Annotated in this window: 15 protein-coding genes; 8 read left to right on the top strand and 7 right to left on the bottom strand. The window is 70.1% G+C overall.

Going from position 1 to position 18,698, the window contains the following annotated elements; genetic code table 11:
* Positions 1-286 precede the first annotated feature (286 nt).
* Genes M8C13_RS27360 through rbsD form a run of 7 tightly spaced genes read left to right on the top strand, consistent with a single transcriptional unit; the run spans position 287 to position 7,175 of the window.
* On the top strand, positions 287-1,282 hold the full coding sequence (locus M8C13_RS27360) for a LacI family DNA-binding transcriptional regulator (protein ID WP_252483687.1): 996 nt from the start codon (positions 287-289) through the stop codon (positions 1,280-1,282).
* Positions 1,279-2,898, top strand: a complete 1,620-nt coding sequence (locus M8C13_RS27355) for a sugar ABC transporter ATP-binding protein (protein ID WP_252483581.1) — start codon at positions 1,279-1,281, stop codon at positions 2,896-2,898. The genes M8C13_RS27360 and M8C13_RS27355 overlap by 4 nt, the downstream gene beginning before the upstream one ends.
* Positions 2,895-3,866 carry an ABC transporter permease gene (locus M8C13_RS27350; RefSeq protein WP_252483580.1) on the top strand — a complete coding sequence of 324 codons (972 nt, stop codon included), beginning with the start codon at positions 2,895-2,897 and terminating at the stop codon, positions 3,864-3,866. Before M8C13_RS27355 ends, M8C13_RS27350 begins: the two co-directional genes overlap by 4 nt.
* A gap of 33 nt (positions 3,867-3,899) precedes the next feature.
* Positions 3,900-4,847 (top strand): substrate-binding domain-containing protein, encoded by a 948-nt coding sequence (locus M8C13_RS27345; RefSeq protein WP_252483579.1) that lies wholly within the window; start codon positions 3,900-3,902, stop codon positions 4,845-4,847.
* 54 nt (positions 4,848-4,901) lie between these two features.
* Positions 4,902-5,843 (top strand): substrate-binding domain-containing protein, encoded by a 942-nt coding sequence (locus M8C13_RS27340; RefSeq protein WP_252483578.1) that lies wholly within the window; start codon positions 4,902-4,904, stop codon positions 5,841-5,843.
* Between the two features lie 34 nt (positions 5,844-5,877).
* Positions 5,878-6,789 carry a ribokinase gene (rbsK, locus tag M8C13_RS27335; RefSeq protein WP_252483577.1) on the top strand — a complete coding sequence of 304 codons (912 nt, stop codon included), beginning with the start codon at positions 5,878-5,880 and terminating at the stop codon, positions 6,787-6,789.
* Complete coding sequence (gene rbsD / locus M8C13_RS27330) at positions 6,786-7,175, top strand: D-ribose pyranase (protein ID WP_252483576.1); 390 nt, start codon at positions 6,786-6,788, stop codon at positions 7,173-7,175. Before rbsK ends, rbsD begins: the two co-directional genes overlap by 4 nt.
* Here the strand turns inward: rbsD and M8C13_RS27325 are convergent.
* From M8C13_RS27325 to M8C13_RS27310, 4 genes are all read right to left on the bottom strand, one after another.
* The gene (locus tag M8C13_RS27325) at positions 7,172-9,103 is read right to left on the bottom strand and encodes a DUF2339 domain-containing protein (protein WP_252483575.1); all 1,932 of its coding nucleotides are present in this window, start codon (positions 9,101-9,103) and stop codon (positions 7,172-7,174) included. The two genes, rbsD and M8C13_RS27325, sit on opposite strands and share 4 nt — an antisense overlap.
* 204 nt (positions 9,104-9,307) lie before the next feature.
* Positions 9,308-10,057, bottom strand: a complete 750-nt coding sequence (locus M8C13_RS27320; RefSeq protein ID WP_252483574.1) for a MerR family transcriptional regulator — start codon at positions 10,055-10,057, stop codon at positions 9,308-9,310.
* Between the two features lie 34 nt (positions 10,058-10,091).
* Positions 10,092-10,820: a hypothetical protein gene (locus tag M8C13_RS27315; protein ID WP_252483573.1), complete on the bottom strand. Its 729-nt coding sequence runs from the start codon at positions 10,818-10,820 to the stop codon at positions 10,092-10,094.
* Between the two features lie 147 nt (positions 10,821-10,967).
* A complete protein-coding gene (locus M8C13_RS27310; RefSeq protein WP_252483572.1) occupies positions 10,968-13,139 on the bottom strand; it encodes an MMPL family transporter in 2,172 nt (723 codons plus the stop codon).
* A 166-nt stretch (positions 13,140-13,305) separates the two neighbouring features.
* On the opposite strand from M8C13_RS27310, the gene M8C13_RS27305 reads away from it, so the two are divergent.
* The gene (locus M8C13_RS27305) at positions 13,306-14,052 is read left to right on the top strand and encodes a TetR/AcrR family transcriptional regulator (RefSeq protein WP_252483571.1); all 747 of its coding nucleotides are present in this window, start codon (positions 13,306-13,308) and stop codon (positions 14,050-14,052) included.
* Between the two features lie 7 nt (positions 14,053-14,059).
* Here M8C13_RS27305 and M8C13_RS27300 read toward each other — a convergent pair whose 3' ends face one another.
* From M8C13_RS27300 to leuS, 3 genes are read right to left on the bottom strand one after another with little or no spacing between them, the layout of a single operon-like run.
* Positions 14,060-15,142 (bottom strand): macro domain-containing protein, encoded by a 1,083-nt coding sequence (locus M8C13_RS27300; protein WP_252483570.1) that lies wholly within the window; start codon positions 15,140-15,142, stop codon positions 14,060-14,062.
* Positions 15,139-15,822 carry a DUF4433 domain-containing protein gene (locus M8C13_RS27295; RefSeq protein WP_252483569.1) on the bottom strand — a complete coding sequence of 228 codons (684 nt, stop codon included), beginning with the start codon at positions 15,820-15,822 and terminating at the stop codon, positions 15,139-15,141. Before M8C13_RS27295 ends, M8C13_RS27300 begins: the two co-directional genes overlap by 4 nt.
* Positions 15,823-15,854: 32 nt before the next feature.
* Positions 15,855-18,689, bottom strand: a complete 2,835-nt coding sequence (leuS, locus tag M8C13_RS27290) for a leucine--tRNA ligase (RefSeq protein WP_252483568.1) — start codon at positions 18,687-18,689, stop codon at positions 15,855-15,857.
* Positions 18,690-18,698: the final 9 nt, after the last annotated feature.

Below are 18,698 nucleotides of genomic sequence, written 5' to 3'. Positions count from 1 at the left end.
TGCACGGAAAAGACCTTGGTGCCGCCTCCCGGGGAGTGGCACCTCCGGCTCCCACGACACACACTCTGCCCGCAAGGGGCGGTCCGAGACATCCGTGCGAATACCTACATCTCGCACGGGTTAACCCTTCGTGATCTGTTGGCTACTGTAACGATACAGAACTTTTGGCGGCTTGTGTAATCGAATAACCTTGGTCTGTAATCGAATACACAACGGAACGTAGTAAGTCAGATACACGACGGGGGACTTCCCCACCCACGTCTGGAGGATCGGGTCGTTGGCGACCATGAAGGACGTTGCGCTGCGTGCGGGCGTCTCCACCGCCACGGTGTCCCGGGTACTCAACGGCCATGCCGCACCCACCGACGCCACTCGCGAACGCGTGCTCACCGCGGTCGCGGAACTGGGTTACCGGCCCAACGTGCTGGCCCGGTCCCTGCGCATGCACAGCACCCAGACCCTCGGCCTGGTGATCAGCGACCTGCTGAACCCGTTCTTCGGCGAGATCGCCAGGGCGGTCGAGGACGAGGCGCGCAAGCACGGCTACTGCGTGGTCTTCGGCAACGCCGATGAGAGCGACGAGCAGCAGCGGCGCTACGTGCGCACCCTGCTCGACCGCAGGGTCGACGGCCTGCTGGTGTGCCCGGCCAGTGACGACCCGGAATGGCTGGCCGAGGTGACCGACAGCGGCGTGCCGCTGGTGCTGCTGGACCGCGCGGTGCCGGCCAGCGACGCCCCGGTGATCATGGCCGACGGCACCGCCGCACTGCGCGAGCTGGCCAAACACCTGCTGAGCCTGGGGCACCAGCGGATCGGCGTGATCGCCGGGCCGGAGAACACCAGCACCGGCCGGGAGCGGCTGGCCGCGTTCACCTCGGCGCTGGCCGAGCTGGGCCTGGCCGCGCAGGCCACCCAGATCGCGCACGGCGACTTCCGCCGGGCCAGCGGCGCCCGCGCCGCCGGGGAGCTGCTCGACCTCGCCGAGCCGCCCAGCGTGCTGGTGGCGATGGACAACCTGATGGGCCTCGGCGCGCTGGAAGAGCTGCGCAGGCGGCGGCTGCGGCTGCCCGATGACGTCGGCCTGGCCGTCTACGACGACCTGGCCTGGTTCCCGCTGTTCGATCCGCCGATCACCGTGGTGGCCCAGCCCACCGAGGAGATGGGCAGCGCGGCCGTGCGCGAGCTGCTCGGGCTCATCTCGGGCGACCGCGCGCAGAACGTGAGTCTGTCGGCCAAGTTGATCGCCCGCGGCTCGTGTGGCGAACCCGGAGGAATTGCATGAGCGTCCTGCTCCGCGTCGAAGGTGTCACCAAGCGGTTCACCGGCGCGCTCGCGCTGGCCGATGTGGATCTCGAGGTGCGCGCGGGCGAGGTGCACGTCCTGCTCGGGGAGAACGGGGCAGGCAAGAGCACGCTGGTCAAGGTGCTCGCCGGGGTGCACAAGCCGGATGCCGGGAAGGTGTTCCTGGCCGGTGAGCAGGTCAAGGTCGCCTCGCCGCAGCACGCCCGCTCGCTCGGCCTTGCCGTGATCTACCAGGAGCTGACCCTGGTCAGCCAGCTCTCCGTGGCGGAGAACCTGTTCCTGGGCCGCCAGCCGCGCCGCTTCGGCGTGATCGACCACCGGCGGATGCGCAGGGACGCGGTGCCGCTGCTGGAGCGGGTCGGGCTCAAGGTCGACCCGGCCACCCCGGTGCACCGCCTGGGCATCGCCCAGCAGCAGATGGTGGAGATCGCCCGCGCGCTGGACCAGGACGCCCGGATCCTGGTGCTGGACGAGCCGACCGCGGTGCTCACCGAGAGCGAGACCGACCGGCTGCTGGAGATCATGGACCAGCTGCGGCGGCAGGGGGTGGGCCTGGTGTTCATCACCCACCACCTGGAGGAGATCCGCCGGATCGCGGACCGGATCACCGTGCTGCGCGACGGGCGCAGCGTGGGCGTGCTGCCCGCCGGGTCCACCGAGGACGAGATGGTCCAGCTGATGGTCGGCCGGACCATCGAGGAGCAGTACCCCCGCCGGGCCGAAGAGGGCGGCGCGGTCGCGCTGAAGGTGGAGAAGCTGACCCGCAAGGGCGCGTTCGCCGACATCTCCTTCGAGGTCAAGGCCGGTGAGGTGCTCGGCATCGCGGGTCTGGTCGGCTCCGGCCGGACCGAGGTGGCCCGCGCGATCTTCGGCGTGGACGGCTACGACTCGGGCCGGGTCGAGGTGGCCGGACGGCAGCTGCCCGCGGGCAACGTCAAGGCGACCATGCGGGCCGGGCTGGGCCTGGTGCCGGAGGACCGCAAGGGCCAGGGCCTGGTGCTGACCTCCAGCGTCGGGGAGAACCTGGGCCTGGTCACCCTGCGCGGGGCCAGCCACCTCGGCCTGATCGACCGGCGCGGCCAGCAGCGCAAGGCGGACGAGATCGCCGGCAAGCTGCGGGTGCGCTGCTCGGGGCTGGGCCAGACGGTCAAGGAGCTCTCCGGCGGCAACCAGCAGAAGATCGCCATCGGCAAGTGGCTGCTGGCCGACCCGCAGGTGCTGGTGCTCGACGAGCCCACCAGAGGGGTCGACGTGGGCGCCAAGGTCGAGATCTACGAGCTGATCAACCAGATGACCGCCAACGGCCGCGCGGTGGTGCTGATCTCCAGCGACCTGCCCGAGGTGCTCGGCATGAGCGACCGGGTGCTGGTGATGGCGGGCGGCCGGGTGGCGGGCGAGCTCAGCGCGGCCGAGGCCACCCAGGACTCGGTGATGGCGCTGGCCGTCTCCGACCCGGCGGCGCGCAGGCGGGTGCCCGCCTTCAGCGCGGCCTGGAACGAGGCCGAGCAGGCCGAGCAGCTCGACGCGCAGCAGCGGCAGGACCAGGACGAACCCGGCGGGATCACCGTCGACAGCACTCGGGAGCAGCGGGCATGACCACCACCGGAACCACCCAGCAGCGGCGAAAGGCGCCCGATGTCGGGCGGCTGCTGTCGGAGAACGGGGCCCTCGGCGGCCTGCTGCTGCTCGTGGTCGCGCTGAGCCTGCTCACCCCGACCTTCCTGACCACGCAGAACCTGCTCAACGTCGGCGTGCAGGCCGCGGTGGTCGCGGTGCTCGCCTTCGGCCAGACCTTCGTGATCGTCTCCTCCGGGGTCGACCTGTCGGTGGGCAGCGTGGCCGCGCTCTCCGGCATCGTGGCCGCCTACACCGCGGCCGAGACCGGCCTGCCCGGCTGGCTGGCGCTGATCGCCGGCCTCGGCGTCGGCGCGCTGGCCGGCCTGGTCAACGGCGTGCTGGTCAGCTACGGCAGGCTGCCCGCCTTCATCGCCACCCTGGCCATGCTCAGCGTGGCCCGCGGCCTGACCCTGGTGGTCTCCCAGGGCGCGCCGAAGGCCACCCCGGACGAGGTCACCTTCCTCGGCTCCACCATCGGCGACTTCCTCCCGGTGCCGCTGCTGGTGATGCTCGGTGTGCTGGCTCTCACAAGCTTCATCCTCAACCGGACCTACCCGGGCCGCACGATGTACGCCATCGGCGGCAACGAGGAGGCGGCGATGCTCTCCGGCATCGACGTGCGCAAGAACAAGTTGATCATTTATGCGCTGTCCGGGCTGTTCGCGGGTATCGCGGGCATCCTGCTGGCCGGGCGGCTCGGTTCCGCCGGTCCGCAGGCGGCAGTGGGTTACGAGCTGGACGCGATCGCCGCCGTGGTGATCGGCGGGGCGTCCCTTTCCGGCGGTGTGGGCAAGGCCAGCGGTGCTTTCGTCGGGGCGTTGGTCCTCGCGGTATTGCGCAACGGACTCAATCTGGTCCAGGTTTCTCCTTTCTGGCAACAGGTCGTGATCGGCGTGGTGATCGCCGTGGCCGTCCTGGTTGACACGCTTCGCCGCCGCAGTCGCTGACCGTCAGGGACCAGCAGAAAGGGACTCTCCGCAATGAGGCACTCCAGGCGGGCCTTGCTCGCCGCCGCGACCGCCGCCGCACTCGTGTTCGTCGCCGCCTGTGACCCGAGCAGTGACGCCAACACCCCCGCGGCCGGCGGGGACATCACGATCGGCTTCGCGTCCTCGACCCTGACCAACCCCTTCTTCATCCAGCTCAGGGAGGGTGTCCAGCAGGCGGAGAAGGAGTTCGGCGTCAAGATCGTCTACATGGACGCCAACAACGACGCGGCCACCCAGCTGGAGCAGGTGCAGAGCCTGGTCACGCAGAAGGTGAAGGCGATCCTGCTCAACCCGGTGGACACCCAGCAGTCCGGCGAGTCGGCGAAGGCGGCGGAGAACGCGCGCATCCCGCTGGTCGCGGTGGACCGCGCGGTCACCGGCGGCCGGGTGATCTCCGAGGTGTCCTCCGACAACGTGCAGGGCGGGGTGGACGCGGCCGCGGCGCTGGCCAAGGCCACCGGCCCCGGCGAGGTGCTGCATCTGCAGGGGCTGCTCGGCACCTCGGCCAGCCGGGACCGCGGCGAAGGCTTCCAGCAGGGCCTGGCGCTGCGTTCCAGCGTGCGCATCGCGCTGTCCAAGTCCGCCGAGTTCGACCGGGCCAAGGGCATGTCGGTCACCACGGACATGCTCACCGCCAAGCCAGGGGTGAAGGGCCTGTTCGCGGAGAACGACGACATGGCGCTGGGCGCCGTGCAGGCCCTGGGTGACAAGGCGGGCAAGACCTTCCAGATCGTCGGCTTCGACGGCACGCCCGAGGCGCTGGCCGCGGTGGAGAGCGGCAAGCTGGCCGCCACTGTGGCCCAGCAGCCCAAGGAACTGGGCCGTCAGGCGGTTGAGCAGGCCATTCGTTACCTCAAGGGTCAGACCGTCCGCAACCTCGTGGAGATCCCCACCCGCGTGGTCACCAAGGCCAACGTGCGCGAGTTCCTGACCAACTAAGCGGATGCAGGTTCCACCGGCCCCCACCCGGTAGGCAAGGAAAGGTAACCCCGAATGAAGATGCTCAACCGCGCCGTGTTCGCCACGCTGGCGGCTTCGACGCTGGCGTTCACCGCGGCATGCGGCGGCGGCGCCGGAACCGGCAACTCCGGCTCCGGTGAGGTCGTGATCGGCATGACCCTGTCGACGCTGTCCAACACCTTCTTCACCACCCTGCGGGACGCGGCCCAGAAGGCCGCCGACTCCGCCAAGGTGAAGCTGGTCGTCCAGGACGCGCAGAACGACGCTGCCACCCAGCTCACGCAGGTGCAGAACTTCGTCAGCCAGGGCGTCAAGGCGATCATCATCAACCCGGTCGACTCCGACCAGGCGACCCCGGCCGCCAAGGCCGCGGAGAACGCCAAGATCCCGGTCATCGCGGTGGACCGCGTGATCAACAACGCCACGGTCGCGTCCGCGATCGCCTCGGACAACGTGCAGGGCGGTCAGCTCGCCGCGGACACCCTGGCCAAGCTGGTCGGCTCCGGTGACGTGCTGCACCTGCAGGGCGTGCTGGGCACCTCGGCCAGCCGGGACCGCGGCCAGGGCTTCACCACCAACATCAAGAACGCCGCCGGGATCAAGGTCGCCGCGACCCAGACCGCGGAGTTCGAGAAGGCCAAGGGCATGTCGGTGACCACCGACCTGCTGCAGGCGCAGGCCGGCACCAAGGGCATCTTCGCGGAGAACGACGAGATGGCGCTCGGCGCGGTCCAGGCCCTCGGCGACCGGGCGGGCAAGGACGTCCAGGTGGTCGGCTTCGACGGCACCGCGGACGCGCTCACCGCGATCGAGGCGGGCAAGCTGGCGGCCAGCGTCGCGCAGCAGCCGGCCGAGCTGGGCAAGCTCGCCATCGAGCAGGCGGTGAAGGCGGCCAAGAACGAGAAGACCGAGGCCAAGATCTCCGTCCCGGTCAAGGTCATCACCAAGGACAACCTGGCCGAGTTCAAGAAGTGATCACATCACGGAGACCTGCTCGTCAGGGTCGACAATGAAACTGGCCGTGCTTGTCGATGTCGTCGTCGTCGGTTCCGCGAACGCGGACCTGGTGACCACGGTGGACCGCCGCCCAGCAGCCGGTGAGACGGTGCTGGGCTCGGACCTGCGGGTCTCGCCCGGCGGCAAGGGCGCCAACCAGGCGGTCGCGGCCGCCAGGCTGGGTGCCGGGGTGGCCTTCCTCGGCGCGGTCGGCGATGACGAGCACGGCCAGCTGCTGCTGGAGTCGATGCGGTCGGCCGGGGTGCGCACCGAACACGTGCGCACGCCCGACCGGCCCACCGGCATCGCGCACATCACGGTCACCCCGGACGGGGAGAACTCGATCGTGGTCTCACCCGGCGCCAACGGCACGCTGACCACCGGGGACATCGACCGGGCCGCCTCGGTGATCGCGATCTCCACCGTGGTGCTGGTCTCGCTGGAGGTGCCGATGCCCGCCGCTCTGCGCGCCATCGAGCTGGCCCGCGCGGCCGGGGTGCGCACGGTGCTGAACCTGTCCCCGCCCGGCCCGCTGACCGCGGACGCGCTGGCCGCGCTGGACCCCCTGATCGTCAACGAGCACGAAGCGGGCTGGCTGCTCGGCGCGGAGACCACCAGCGCGGACGGCCCGGCCCTGGCCGAGGCGCTGCTCGCGCTCGGCCCGCGCTCGGTGGTGGTGACCCTCGGCGGCCGCGGCGCGGTGGTGGCCACCCCGGACTGCGTGAGCACGGTGGCCGCGCCCAGGGTCAGCCCGGTGGACACCACCGGCGCGGGCGACGCCTTCGCCGGCGCGCTGGCCGCCCGGCTCTCCGCAGGCGACGAGCTGCTGGCCGCGACCGGTTTCGCGGTCCGCGCGGCGGCCATCTCGGTGACCCGCCCCGGCGCACAGCCCTCCTACCCGACCAGGAGCGAGGTGCGCGCGTGAAGCGGACCGGCATCCTGCACGCCGAGCTGAGTGCCGCGCTGGCCCGGCTCGGCCACACCGACGAGCTGGTGGTGGCCGACTGCGGCCTGCCCATCCCGGCCGGCCCGCAGCTGATCGACCTGGCCTTCTCCTTCGGCGTGCCCGGTTTCCTGGACGTGCTGGACGGGCTGCTGAACGAGCTGGTGGTGGAGGGCGCGGTGGTGGCCACCGAGCTGGAGGCCGGCAACCCGGACTGCGCGGTGGCGGTGACCGAGCGGCTGACCAAGCTGGAGCGGGTGGACCACGAGGAGTTCAAGCGCCGGGTGGCCGGGGTGAAGCTGGTCGTGCGGACCGGCGAGGCCAGCCCGTACGCCAACATCCTGCTCCGCTGCGGCGTGCCCTTCTAGCTCGCCTCCTCCTTCACCGCCGCCACCAGCCGGGCGTACCGGGTGCCGACCACCAGCAGCACCAGTCCGGCGCCGAGCACCGCGGCCACCCTGGCCAGTCCGTCCAGCGTGGCCAGGTCGAACAGGAACAGCTTGGCCAGCGCGATGCCCAGCAGCACCATCCCGGTGACCCGCAGGTGCGCCGAGCGGATGCCGCGCAGCAACAGCACCAGCGCGGCCGCGGTCCAGCTGAGCGTGACCAGCACGTGCCCGGTGAGGAAGCCGTCCCGGTCCGGCAGCGCGAGCAGCGCCGAGCCGAGGATGGTCAGCGCGGTGCCGTAGAGCGCGACCGCCGCGGCGATCAGCCACAGCACCCGCTCCGCGCTGTCGGCCGGTCCGCGCAGCAGCCCGGTCCGGAAGGCGGCCACCGGCAGCGCCACCGCCACCGCGGCCAGCAGCAGCCCGGTCACCGGAACGCTCGCCTCGACCAGCGCCGTGGGCTCGCGGAAGAGCAGGCGCACCGGCACGGTGGTGATCAGCGCGGCGAACAACCCGGCGATCCCGTAGCCGAGCGCGCCGAACAGCGGCAGCCTGCTGCGCAGCCACCAGGCCAGCCCGGCCAGCACCAGCGCCGCGCCGAGCAGGGTCAGTCCCCTGGAGCCGCCCTCGGCGTAGGTCATGATCGCTTGGAATATGCCGACCAGCCCGACCGCAGCGGCCGTGATGGCGAACCTGCTGGTCAGCCACTTGCCGGCGGCGGCGAAGGCGAAGGCCACCGCGGCCAGCCCGAGCGCGGCCCTGCTCGCCCCGACCTGGTCCAAGATGCCTGCGGACAGCAGCGGCGGCACCGCGGCCGAGGCCAGCACGACCAGCGGCACCGGGTCCGAGGGCCGCAGCCGGGCGGCCGCCGCGGCCAGCAGCATGGCCAGCACCGCGGCGCCGAAGCTGACCGCGATGGTGGCGTGCTGCTCAGCCGAGGTGAGGATCGCGCGCAGCCCGGCCAGCACCGCGCCGAGCAGCGCGGGCAGGGTCGCCGCGGCGATGAGCCCGGACCAGTCCTTGATCAGCCGCACCGGCGCGGCGGCCAGCGCGAGCACCATCAGGAAGCCGACCAGCAGCGGGGTGAAGGCCATGGTCAGCATCGGCGCGCTGACCGCGGCGCCCAGCACCACCCCGACGGCCAGCGGCTGGGCGTCCCAGCGCACCGCCAGCCACAGCCCGGTCGCGGTCACCGCCAGCCCGGCGACCAGTCCGAGGTGCACGGGCAGGAACTCGTGCAGCGAGGTGGCCGCCACGATGTCCAGGTAGAGCGCGGCGAACCCGGTGGCCGCCAGCGCGTACCCGGTGGTGCGCCCACCGGGCCTGCCGTAGGCGCGCAACGCGAGCCCGACCAGCGCCAGCCCCAGCACCGCACCGCCGGCCACCCTGGGCAGCGGCCCGAAGTAGCCCCGCTGGGCGGCCAGCACCAGGAACAACACCAGGCCGAGCAGGGTGACCCCGCCGCCGACCCAGGTGACGATCCGGCTGTTGCGGCGCTGCCGCGCGCCCGGGTCCACCGGAGGTGGGGGAGGCGGCGGCTGCCACTGCGGCGGGTGGCCGGGCGGCGGGGCGAACCCCGGCGGCCGGTGGGTGGGCACGTGCCCGGGCGGCGGCCCGGCGGGCGCGAAGCCTTGCGGTGCTCCAGCAGGCGCGAAGCCCGGCTGCGCTCCGGCGGGTACGAAGCCCTGCGACGTCCCGGCGGGCGCGAAGCCCTGCTGCGGACCTGTCGTGGCCGGGTCCAGTCCTTCGAACTGCCTGGTCGGGACCGGTGTGGCCGGTGGCGTGGGCACGGGCGGCGCCTGTCCCGTGCTCGTCTCCACCGCGGAGCGCAGCTCCGTCTCCAGCGCCTGCAGTCGCAGACCCATCTCGCGAAGCTCCTGCGCCACGCGCAACACCGGTTGAGCGGTCATGTGCGACAGGGTGGGGCCTGAACCCGTCCTGGTGAATCCGCAGGACTACTCAGACCGCGTTACAAACTGGCCGCGACCGAGCTGTGGATAACTCATATCCGCAGCTCAGAGGCGCAATTTTCACCCACGAGGAGCAATCTGTCGCCAGGTTTCTCCACAACAGATCCCCAGTTGTCCACAGCTTGCCGGGGACCGGTGCACAACTCAGCCCTTGGCCGCGCGCACCGCGGCTAGGAACGCGTTCACCTCGTCGGAGGGACCGCACTGCTGCTCGCGCATCTGCTCGCGCTGCTCCGCCCACATCTTCTCCACCGCGGCCTTGATGCCCTCGTCGCCGCCGTGGAAGGCGAAGATCAGCTCGTCCATCCGCTCGACCACGCGCACCGCGCGCTCGTCGGTCGGCGCCGCGCCCTCCGCCATCAGGGCGTCGACCTCGGCGAACAGCCGCGGCCACTCGTTCTCGACCTCCTTGATGGCCTCCTCACCGAACTCCTCCCGGCGGCGGGCCAGCTGGTCGAGCTGCTCCTGGGTGTAATAGCTCTCGATCATCGTCATCGTCTCCAACGCTTGCAGGAACTCGGTGGCGTCCGGAGTGACCGAGCCGTCGAGCTTCGCCAGCAGCGAGCGCACCTGGGCCCGCAGCCGCTGGGCCTCGCGCACCTGGTTGTCGAGCTGGGTGAGCTGGGTGTGCAGCACCTCGCGCAGCACCCCCGGATCGGGGTCGGCCTCGCTCAGCGCGACACCCACGTCCTCCAGCGACAGCCCGAAGGAGCGCAGCGCCCGCACCCGGTACAGCCGCTGCAGGTCAGCGGCGGTGTACCTGCGGTGGCCCGCCGAGGTCCGTTCACTCGGCCGCACCAGCCCGATCTGGTCGTAGTGGTGCAGCGTGCGCACGGTCAGTCCGGTGGCCCGCGCCAGCTCCCCGACGCTCCACCGCTTGGTCTCTCCGTTCACGTCGATGACGGTAGGAGCTGACGTCGCGTCAGGTTCAAGCCCGGATCGCGGCAATGGGTGTGATCGGCGCCGCACCCGGCTTCAGGTCGATCATCGCGGGCGTCTCGCCTGCCCCCGTCTTGGCCTCCAGCCGGTGCAGCCGCCCGTCCCCGCCGACCCAGTAGCGCAGCCGCCCGTTGGCGTCCTTGCCCGGCTCCAGCGGCCCCTCGAACACGTCCACCGGCACCTCGCCCACCCGGTCCGCGCGCAGCCAGCGGGCGCTGCTCTGCCGGAGCAGCTCGGCGTTGTCCGGCCGGTCCGCGGCCAGGTCGACCAGCAGGGTCAGCGCGGTGTCCAGCTCGTTGCCGGCCCGCTGCATCGGCCGCACCTGCCAGCCGTTGCCGGGCACCGGGTCCACCGCGAGCTGACCGGCGCCCGCGCGGAAAGCCAGCACCTCGGGACTCCACTGGAGCAGCCCGGCGGAGGCGGAGTCGTTGCGGCCCTCGGTGCGCATCGCGGCGTAGCCCAGGTGCGAGACGAAGTCGATCCGCCCGTCCAGCACCACGATCCCGCTGGTGCTGGGCACCGCGGCCCGCACCGCGGCGGTCCGCGACTCGTAGTTGATGAAGCGCACCAGGGCCAGCCGTTCGGCCTCGGCGCCGCTGAGCGAGCGCGGCCTGCCGTCCTCGGGACGGGCGCAGCTCATCAGCACGCCGATCACCGGCACCAGCAGCAGCGCGAACACGATGATGGCGGCGACCAGGCGGACCCGGCGGGGTTTCACAGTCGATCTCCAGAACAGTCGGCGCGGGCGGAGCGCCGGAATCCTAGGGGCCGCCGACCCCGGAAAAGCCGTTCCACCGCGAGGCTCACCCGAAGGGGGACCCCGGCCACGGTTTCACGTGAATCGTGGCCGGGGTGCCGTCCGAGCTCAGCCGACCGGCTGCGGCTCGCGGGTCCTGGGCTTGTCCTCGGCGTCCTCGCCCTCGTGGATGCCGACCCGCTGCTGCAACCTGCGCAGCGGTCCGGGCGCCCACCAGGCCGCGTTGCCCATCAGCTTGAGCACCGCGGGCACCAGCAGCATGCGCACCACGGTGGCGTCCAGGGCCAGGGCCAGGATCATGCCGACGCCGACGAAGCGCATCATGGTCACCTCAGCGAAGGCGAAGGCGCCGGTCACCACGATCAGCAGCAGCGCGGCCGAGCTGATCACCCGGCCGGTCCGGGCCAGGCCGGTGGCCACCGCCTCCTCGTTGCTGGCGCCCTTGCTCTTGGCCTCGACCATGCGGGACATCAGGAAGACCTCGTAGTCGGTGGACAGGCCGAAGACCACGGCCGCCATCAGCACCACGATGCCCGCCTCCAGCGGACCTGGCGAGACGTTAAGCAGGTCCGCGCCGTGGCCGTCCTGGAACACCCAGGTCAGCACGCCGAAGGTGGCGGAGAGGCTGAGCGCGCTCATCACCACGGCCTTGATCGGCAGCAGCACCGAGCCGAAGGCCAGGAACATCAGCACCAGGGTGGCGCCCACGATGACCAGGATCATCCAGGGCAGTCCGGCGGTGATCGCGTTCAGGCTGTCCAGCACCCTGGCGCTGATCCCGCCGACCAGGACCTTGCTGTCCCCTGGCGGGGTCAGGTTCCGGATCTCCTTGACCGCGTTCTTGGCCTCGTCGCTGAGCACGTCGCCAGGCAGCTTGGCGGTGAAGGCGATGACGTCCTTGCCCGCGCCGGCCGGCTGCACGTTGGTGACGCCGGGGACCTTGCCGAGCTCACCGGCGAACTGCTGCGCCGCGGCCTGGTCGGGAGCCTTGCCGTCCTTGCCCTGCAACACGATCTGCGCGGCGTCCTTGCTCAGCGCGGGGAAGTCCCGGTTGAGCGTCTCCGCGGTGACCCGCGCCGGGTTGCCCGCGGGCAGCACCTTCTCGGTGACCTCGCCGAAGCTGGCGCCCAGGAACGGCGTGCCGAGCAGCACCAGCACCGCGATGATCGGCACCGCGAAGATCACCGGGCGCTTCATCACGGCCAGGCCCAGCTTGCGCCAGCCGCGGCCCTCCTCCTCCACCGGCTTGGCCGCGGCACGCTTGCGCCAGGGCAGGGCCAGCGAGTCCACCCGGCGGCCGAGCACCGCGAGCAGGGCGGGCAGCAGGGTCAGCGAGACCAGCATGGCCACCGCGACCGCGGCCATGCCGCCGTAGCTGACCGAGCGCAGGAAGCCCTGCGGGAACAGCAGCAGCCCGGCCAGCGCGATGATCAGCAGCGTGGCGGAGAAGGCGACCGTGCGGCCCGCGGTGGCCACCGTGCGGCGCACCGCCTTGCCGGGTTCGAGGCCGGTGGCGAGCTCCTCGCGGAACCGGCCGACCATGAACAGGCCGTAGTCGATGGCCATGCCAAGGCCGAGCAGGCTGGCCACGTTCACCGCGAAGGTGTTCACCTCGACGAAGCTGGTCAGCACGTTGAGCACGCCCAGCGCGCCGAGGATGGACAGGCCGCCCACCAGCACCGGCAGCGCGGCCGCGACCAGGCCGCCGAAGATCAGCACGAGCAGCAGCAGGGTGATCGGCACCGCCACCAGCTCGGCGGTGATCAGGTCGTTCTGGGAGCTGGTGTTGATCGCGGCCGCGGTCGGCGCGAACCCGCCGCCCTGGCTGGTCACCCCGTCGACGGCCAGCTGGTCCTTGATCTTCTCGTAGGACCGCAGCATCTTGTTGGAGTCATCGCCCGCGGTCATGGTGATCACCGCGAGGCCGCGCTTGTGCTCGGCGTCGGCGAAGGCGGCCCGCGCGGCCGGGTCCGGGATCATCCAGTAGGACATCACCCGGCTGACCTCGGAGCTGGGCAGCGCCTTGAGCTTGTCGGTGATCTTCTGCCCGAGCGCCGGGTCGTCGATCGAGCTGCCGCTGGGTGCCTCGTAGATCACCACCACGTCGCCGCTCTGCCTGCCCAGGGCCGCGTCCATGGTCTTGACCGCGGTGATCGCCTGGCTGCCCGGGTCCTCGTAACCACCCTGGGTGAGCTTGTCGAAGACACCGCTGCCCCAGGCGCCGCCGAGGACGGTCAGCAAGGCGGCGGCGACGAGCACCACCCAGCGGCGCCGATGCACCACCGATCCCCAGGAAAGGAACATGATCCAGCCCTCCGGCGAAACTGGTCGGTGGCGTAGCCAGCGACTACCGTGCTGGTGAACGCGAGGTCAGTAAACGGTGTTCACCTACCGTCGGTGACCATAGGCGAGAGTGAACGGTGTTTACAACCCGAAGGGGTGAAGTATGACGGAGGCCACCCGTCGAGAACGGCTACGCGCTCACACCGAGCGTGATATCCGTGCGGCGGCCCGTCGCCTACTCGTGGAGAACGGCCGCGACGCGGTGACCCTGCGCGCCATCGCCCGCGACCTGGGCATCACCGCACCGGCGCTCTACCGCTACTACAACTCCCGCGAGGACCTGCTCCGCCAGCTCTGCGAGGACGTCTGCGTGTCCATGGCCGAGGAGCTCCAGCCCAAGCTGGCCGCGGTCGGCGACGGCGACCTCCTCGGCCAGGTGTTCACCGTCTTCCGTTCTTTCCGCCGCTGGGCCCTGGACCACCCGCAGGAGTTCACCCTGGTCTTCGCCTCGCCAGAGGTCGAGGTCAACAACAGCTCCCGCGGCGGCCGCAAGACCCTGGGCGAGGACATGTTCGGCCGGGTCTTCCTGGGCGTGGCCGGAAAACTGCTCGCGGAGAACCAGGAGCTCGCCGCGGGCACCGGCGAGGTCCCGGCCGCACTGGAGGAAGACCTCCGCGGCTACCGCGACGACCTGCTGAAGTCCTTGGCCGACACCGGCATCGAGCTCACCGCCGACCGCCTCGGCCTGTCCACGGTCTACCTGATGCTCCAGTGCTGGGTCCGCCTCTACGGCCACGTCGCACTGGAGGTCTTCGGCCGCTTCCCGTTCGCACTGAACAACGCCGAGACGCTGTTCGAGTCGATGATCGCCGAACTGGCCAGGGAGGTCGGCCTGCCGGAGCCGTCGTAGCCCCAGCTCAAGCGTTGGCCGGTGATCGCTCGCCGATCCAGCCCATCCGCACCAGGTGCTCCCAGGCAAGCCGGATGTGCCGAGCAGTGAACAACCTCTCGGGCGTCTTCTTCCAGTCGTCTATCACCGCGTGCGCGGCAGCCGGGTCGGCGGCCGTCCCTTCCTCGTGCACGAACAACGTGGTGGCCAAGAGCTCGAGCTCGTAAGTGTTCTCCCAGCCCTCGACGAGATCGAGGACATGACCCATGGGCTCGCGGTGTTCCGCGCCCACCAACTCATCCGCAGCGCGTACCGCATCCGGCAACAACCTGATCGGGCGCAGTTCGAGCACCTTGTCCGTGCCATCGCCGTAGCCGAGCAGGAAGTGTCCCTCCCAGCTCCTCAGCTCTCGCTCCAGCTCATGCGAGTACGGACCATAGTGCCCTCTGCCGAAATTCTTCTTGATCAGGCCACCGCGAACCTGAGCGAAGTAGGAGAGCTTTTGAATTTCAATCCTGGCAAGCGTGTCGGAACGCTCTTCAATCCGGAACGGCGAGGCGCGTCTCAAAAATTCGGCCAGCAAAGCCAGCAGATTTGCGGAATCCTCAGTCAGATCGGGAGCACTAGTGCGGTTGAGCATTTGCTCGGGCGGAGGAGCGCCCTCAGGAGGAAATATACGCACTTGAACATCAGTCAGGTCTTCCAGATGACGAAGCAGGAGAGCGCGGACCGGCTCCCAGGGAAGTCCACCATTGCCGCATCCCAGCGGCGGGACTGCGATCGAACGGATTCCCAGCCGCTGAATGGTCGCGGCAAGCTCCGCCGCACCCGACTCCACGTCATCCAGTCGACTTGGATTACGCCAGTGCCGCTTCGTCGGAACGTTCACAATCCAGCGCGGCGTGTTCCCCTCGCCCAGGTCGACCACGTGCACCACACCAGGACGAAGCTCGCCTGATCTGCAAGCTTCCTCGTACGGCACCACGATCTCCGGGAAGGCCCGCTTGAATTGCAGGGCCAGTCCCTTGCCCAGCACTCCGACGCAGTTCACCGGGTTCACCATGGCTTCGACGTCCTGCTTCAGCAGGTTTCCGGACGCGAATGTGATCATGGCTGCCACCCCCGTTCGTCGAAGTACCAGTCAGTTAACACACGCACCTCAAGACGCGCCAGTGCTGTGCCAGCCAGGCACTGAATAGCGCGGTCCGCGACAGTGGCGTCACGCACGCCGATCCCCGTCAGGCACTCGAGCGGCACACTTTCGTGTACGAGCAACTCCGCCATCCGGCGCTGGCGACGGTCAGGGTCGTCGTCCGTGTCGTTCCACATCGCACTTCGCATGAGGTCCCAGTCGACAAACCGCCCCAGGTCGGCCGTTCCCGACCGAAAATCGACAAGGCTGGCGGCAGCATTGCGATCCGAACACACGATGGGCCGAACGGCATCGACCTTGGATGTGCGGCTAATCAAGTAGATCAGCTCGTCTTGCACTCGGCGACCTTGAGCGAAATTCTTCCTCGCCACTTTGAACAACATCGGCGAGCGTGGCGCGAAATAAAAGGGAACGTAGTCACCGACCACGCCACCCGGATGCACTGGAACCATCCGGGACCTTCTGCGTTTCTTGATGTCCGGATTCCCGGTTTCCGAACAGCGCGTGCCTGCCGCACGCATCGAGCAATCGGCGACAAGAGCTCCTGAACCGAGAACCGCCGCAAGGTTGTCGATATGGGTGAAGTGGAAGATTCGTGGGTCTTCACCACCCACGAATCTGTCCCACGTCCACGTCATGCGGGCAGGCTACTGCGCCGTACCGACACCGATCACACGACCAGGTTGACCAGCCGGCCCGGCACCACGATCACCTTGCGCGGGGAGCCGCCGTCCAGCAGCGCGACCACCTTCTCATCGGCCAGCACCGCGGCCTTGATCTCGTCCTGGCCGGCCGAGGCGGGCACCACGACCTTGGACCGCAGCTTGCCGTTGACCTGCACCGGGTACTCGATGCTGTCCTCGACCAGGTAGCGCTCCTCGGCGACCGGGAACGGGCCGTGTGCCAGGGAGGTTTCCTGGCCCAGGCGGGACCACAGTTCCTCGGCCAGGTGCGGGCACAGCGGGGCCAGCATCAGGACCAGCGGCTCGGCCACCGCGCGCGGGGTGCCCGCTTCGGTGCTGTAGGCCTTGGTCAGGTGGTTGTTCAGCTCGATCAGCTTGGCCGCGGCGGTGTTGTAGCGCATGGCCGCGTAGTCCTCGCGGACGCCGGCGATGGTCTTGTGCAGCAGCCGCAGCGTGGTCTCGTCCGGGGTGTCCGCGGTGACCCGCAGCTCGCCGGTGACCTCGTCGACCAGGTTGCGCCACAGGCGCTGCAGGAAGCGCTGGGCGCCGACCACGTCCTTGGTCGCCCAGGGGCGGGAGACCTCCAGCGGGCCCATGGACATCTCGTACAGCCGGAAGGTGTCCGCCCCGTAGTTGTCGCACATCTCATCCGGGGTGACCACGTTCTTCAGGCTCTTGCCCATCTTGCCGTACTCGCGGCTGACTTCCTGGCCCTGCCAGAAGAACTTGCCGTCCACCTCCTCCACCTCGTGCGCGGGCACGTACGCGCCGCGGGCGTCGGTGAAGGCGTAGGCCTGGATGTAGCCCTGGTTGAACAGCTTGCGGTACGGCTCGTCCGAGCTGACCTCGCCCAGGTCGAAGAGCACCTTCTGCCAGAACCGGGAGTACAGCAGGTGCAGCACCGCGTGCTCCACGCCGCCGATGTACAGGTCAACGCCGCCGGGGTCGGTGGCGCCGTGCTGCTCGGTGCGCGGGCCCAGCCAGTAGCGCTCGTTGGCCGGGTCGACGAACCGCTCGCTGTTGTCCGGGTCCACGTACCGCAGCTGGTACCAGCAGGAACCCGCCCAGTTGGGCATGGTGTTGGTGTCCCTGCGGTACTTCTTCAGGCCGTCGCCCAGGTCCAGCTCGACCGTGGTCCACTCGGTGGCGCGGGACAGCGGCGGGGAGGGCTCGGTGTTGGCGTCGTTGGGATCGAAGGTCCGCGGCGAGTAGTCGTCGACCTCGGGCAGCTCCACCGGCAGCATCGACTCCGGCAGCGCGTGCACCCGGCCGGCCTCGTCGTAGACCACCGGGAACGGCTCGCCCCAGTAGCGCTGCCGGGAGAACAGCCAGTCGCGCAGCTTGTACTGCACGGTGCCCTCACCGGCGCCGCGCTCCTGCAGCCACTCGATGATCGTCTTCTTCGCCTCGTCGACGGCCATGCCGTCCAGGAACTCGGAGTTGATCGCCGGTCCGTCGCCCAGGTACGGACCGTCCTGGTGGCCCTCGCCCGGCTGCACGGTGCGGATGATCGGCAGGCCGAAGGCGGTGGCGAAGTCCCAGTCGCGGCTGTCCTGGCCGGGCACCGCCATGATCGCGCCGGTGCCGTAGCCCATCAGCACGTAGTCGGCGATGAACACCGGGATCTGCTTGCCGTTGACCGGGTTCACCGCGTACGCGCCGGTGAACACGCCGGTCTTGTCCTTGTTCTCCTGCCGGTCCAGCTCGGACTTGCGGGAGGCGGCCACCCGGTAGGCCTCGATCGCCTCGCCGGGGGTGGCCGCGCCCGCGGTCCAGCGCTGGTCCACATCGGCAGGCCACTCGGCCGCCGAGATGACGTCCACCAGCGGGTGTTCCGGGGCCAGCACCATGTAGGTGGCGCCGAACAGGGTGTCCGGGCGGGTGGTGAAGACCTCGATCTGCTGCTCGCCGACGGCGAAGCGGACCCTGGCGCCGTGCGAGCGCCCGATCCAGTTGCGCTGCATCGACTTGATCTTCTCCGGCCAGTCCAGCCGGTCCAGGTCGTCGACCAGGCGGTCGGCGTAGGCGGTGATCCGCATCATCCACTGGCGCAGGCTGCGGCGGAACACCGGGAAGTTGCCGCGCTCGCTGCGGCCGTCCGCGGTGACCTCCTCGTTGGCCAGCACCGTGCCCAGACCGGGACACCAGTTCACCGGCGCCTCGGACAGGTAGGCCAGCCGCTGCGAGTCGATGATCTTCGCCCGCTCGGCCACGGTCAGCTCGGCCCAGCCACGGCCGTCCGGGGTGGGCCGGGTGCCCTCGGCGTACTCGGCCTCCAGCTCGGCGATCGGCCGCGCCTTGCCCAGCGCGGTGTCGTAGAAGGAGTTGTAGATCTTCAGGAAGATCCACTGGGTCCACCGGTAGTAGCCGGGGTCGATGGTGGAGATCCGCCGCCGCTCGTCGTGGCCCAGCCCCAGCCTGCGGATCTGCCGCAGGTAGGTGTTGATGTTCTCCTCGGTGGTCTTGCGCGGGTGCTGCCCGGTCTGCACCGCGTACTGCTCGGCGGGCAGACCGAAGGCGTCGAAGCCCATCGTGTGCAGCACGTTGCGCCCGGTCATCCGGTAGTACCGGGCGAAGACGTCGGTGCCGATGAAGCCCAGCGGGTGCCCGACGTGCAGCCCGGCCCCGGACGGGTAGGGGAACATGTCCTGCACGAACAGCTTGTCCGCGGGCACCTCGCCGTCACCCGCGAGCGATCCGGCCGGGTTCGGGGCGTGGAAGGTGCCGCTGGACTCCCAGCGGTCCTGCCAGCGGCGCTCGATCTCGCCGGCCATGGCTGCGGTGTAGCGGTGCGCCGGAACGGCGTCCTGGTCCGTGCTCATGTCATGTCC

It is taken from the genome of Crossiella sp. SN42 (assembly GCF_023897065.1).
In the GTDB taxonomy this organism is placed as follows: Bacteria; Actinomycetota; Actinomycetes; order Mycobacteriales; family Pseudonocardiaceae; genus Crossiella.
This window is presented reverse-complemented; position numbering and strand designations above follow the sequence as displayed.

Excerpts from the sequence above, each read along its gene's own strand:
- M8C13_RS27360 (WP_252483687.1), top strand. The coding sequence starts at position 287 with ATGAAGGACGTTGCGCTGCGTGCGGGCGTCTCCACCGCCACGGTGTCC.
- M8C13_RS27355 (WP_252483581.1), top strand. The coding sequence starts at position 1,279 with ATGAGCGTCCTGCTCCGCGTCGAAGGTGTCACCAAGCGGTTCACCGGC.
- M8C13_RS27350 (WP_252483580.1), top strand. The coding sequence starts at position 2,895 with ATGACCACCACCGGAACCACCCAGCAGCGGCGAAAGGCGCCCGATGTC.
- M8C13_RS27345 (WP_252483579.1), top strand. The coding sequence starts at position 3,900 with ATGAGGCACTCCAGGCGGGCCTTGCTCGCCGCCGCGACCGCCGCCGCA.
- M8C13_RS27340 (WP_252483578.1), top strand. The coding sequence starts at position 4,902 with ATGAAGATGCTCAACCGCGCCGTGTTCGCCACGCTGGCGGCTTCGACG.
- rbsK (WP_252483577.1), top strand. The coding sequence starts at position 5,878 with ATGAAACTGGCCGTGCTTGTCGATGTCGTCGTCGTCGGTTCCGCGAAC.
- M8C13_RS27325 (WP_252483575.1), bottom strand. The coding sequence starts at position 9,103 with ATGACCGCTCAACCGGTGTTGCGCGTGGCGCAGGAGCTTCGCGAGATG.
- M8C13_RS27305 (WP_252483571.1), top strand. The coding sequence starts at position 13,306 with ATGACGGAGGCCACCCGTCGAGAACGGCTACGCGCTCACACCGAGCGT.
- M8C13_RS27300 (WP_252483570.1), bottom strand. The coding sequence starts at position 15,142 with ATGATCACATTCGCGTCCGGAAACCTGCTGAAGCAGGACGTCGAAGCC.
- M8C13_RS27295 (WP_252483569.1), bottom strand. The coding sequence starts at position 15,822 with ATGACGTGGACGTGGGACAGATTCGTGGGTGGTGAAGACCCACGAATC.
- leuS (WP_252483568.1), bottom strand. The coding sequence starts at position 18,689 with ATGAGCACGGACCAGGACGCCGTTCCGGCGCACCGCTACACCGCAGCC.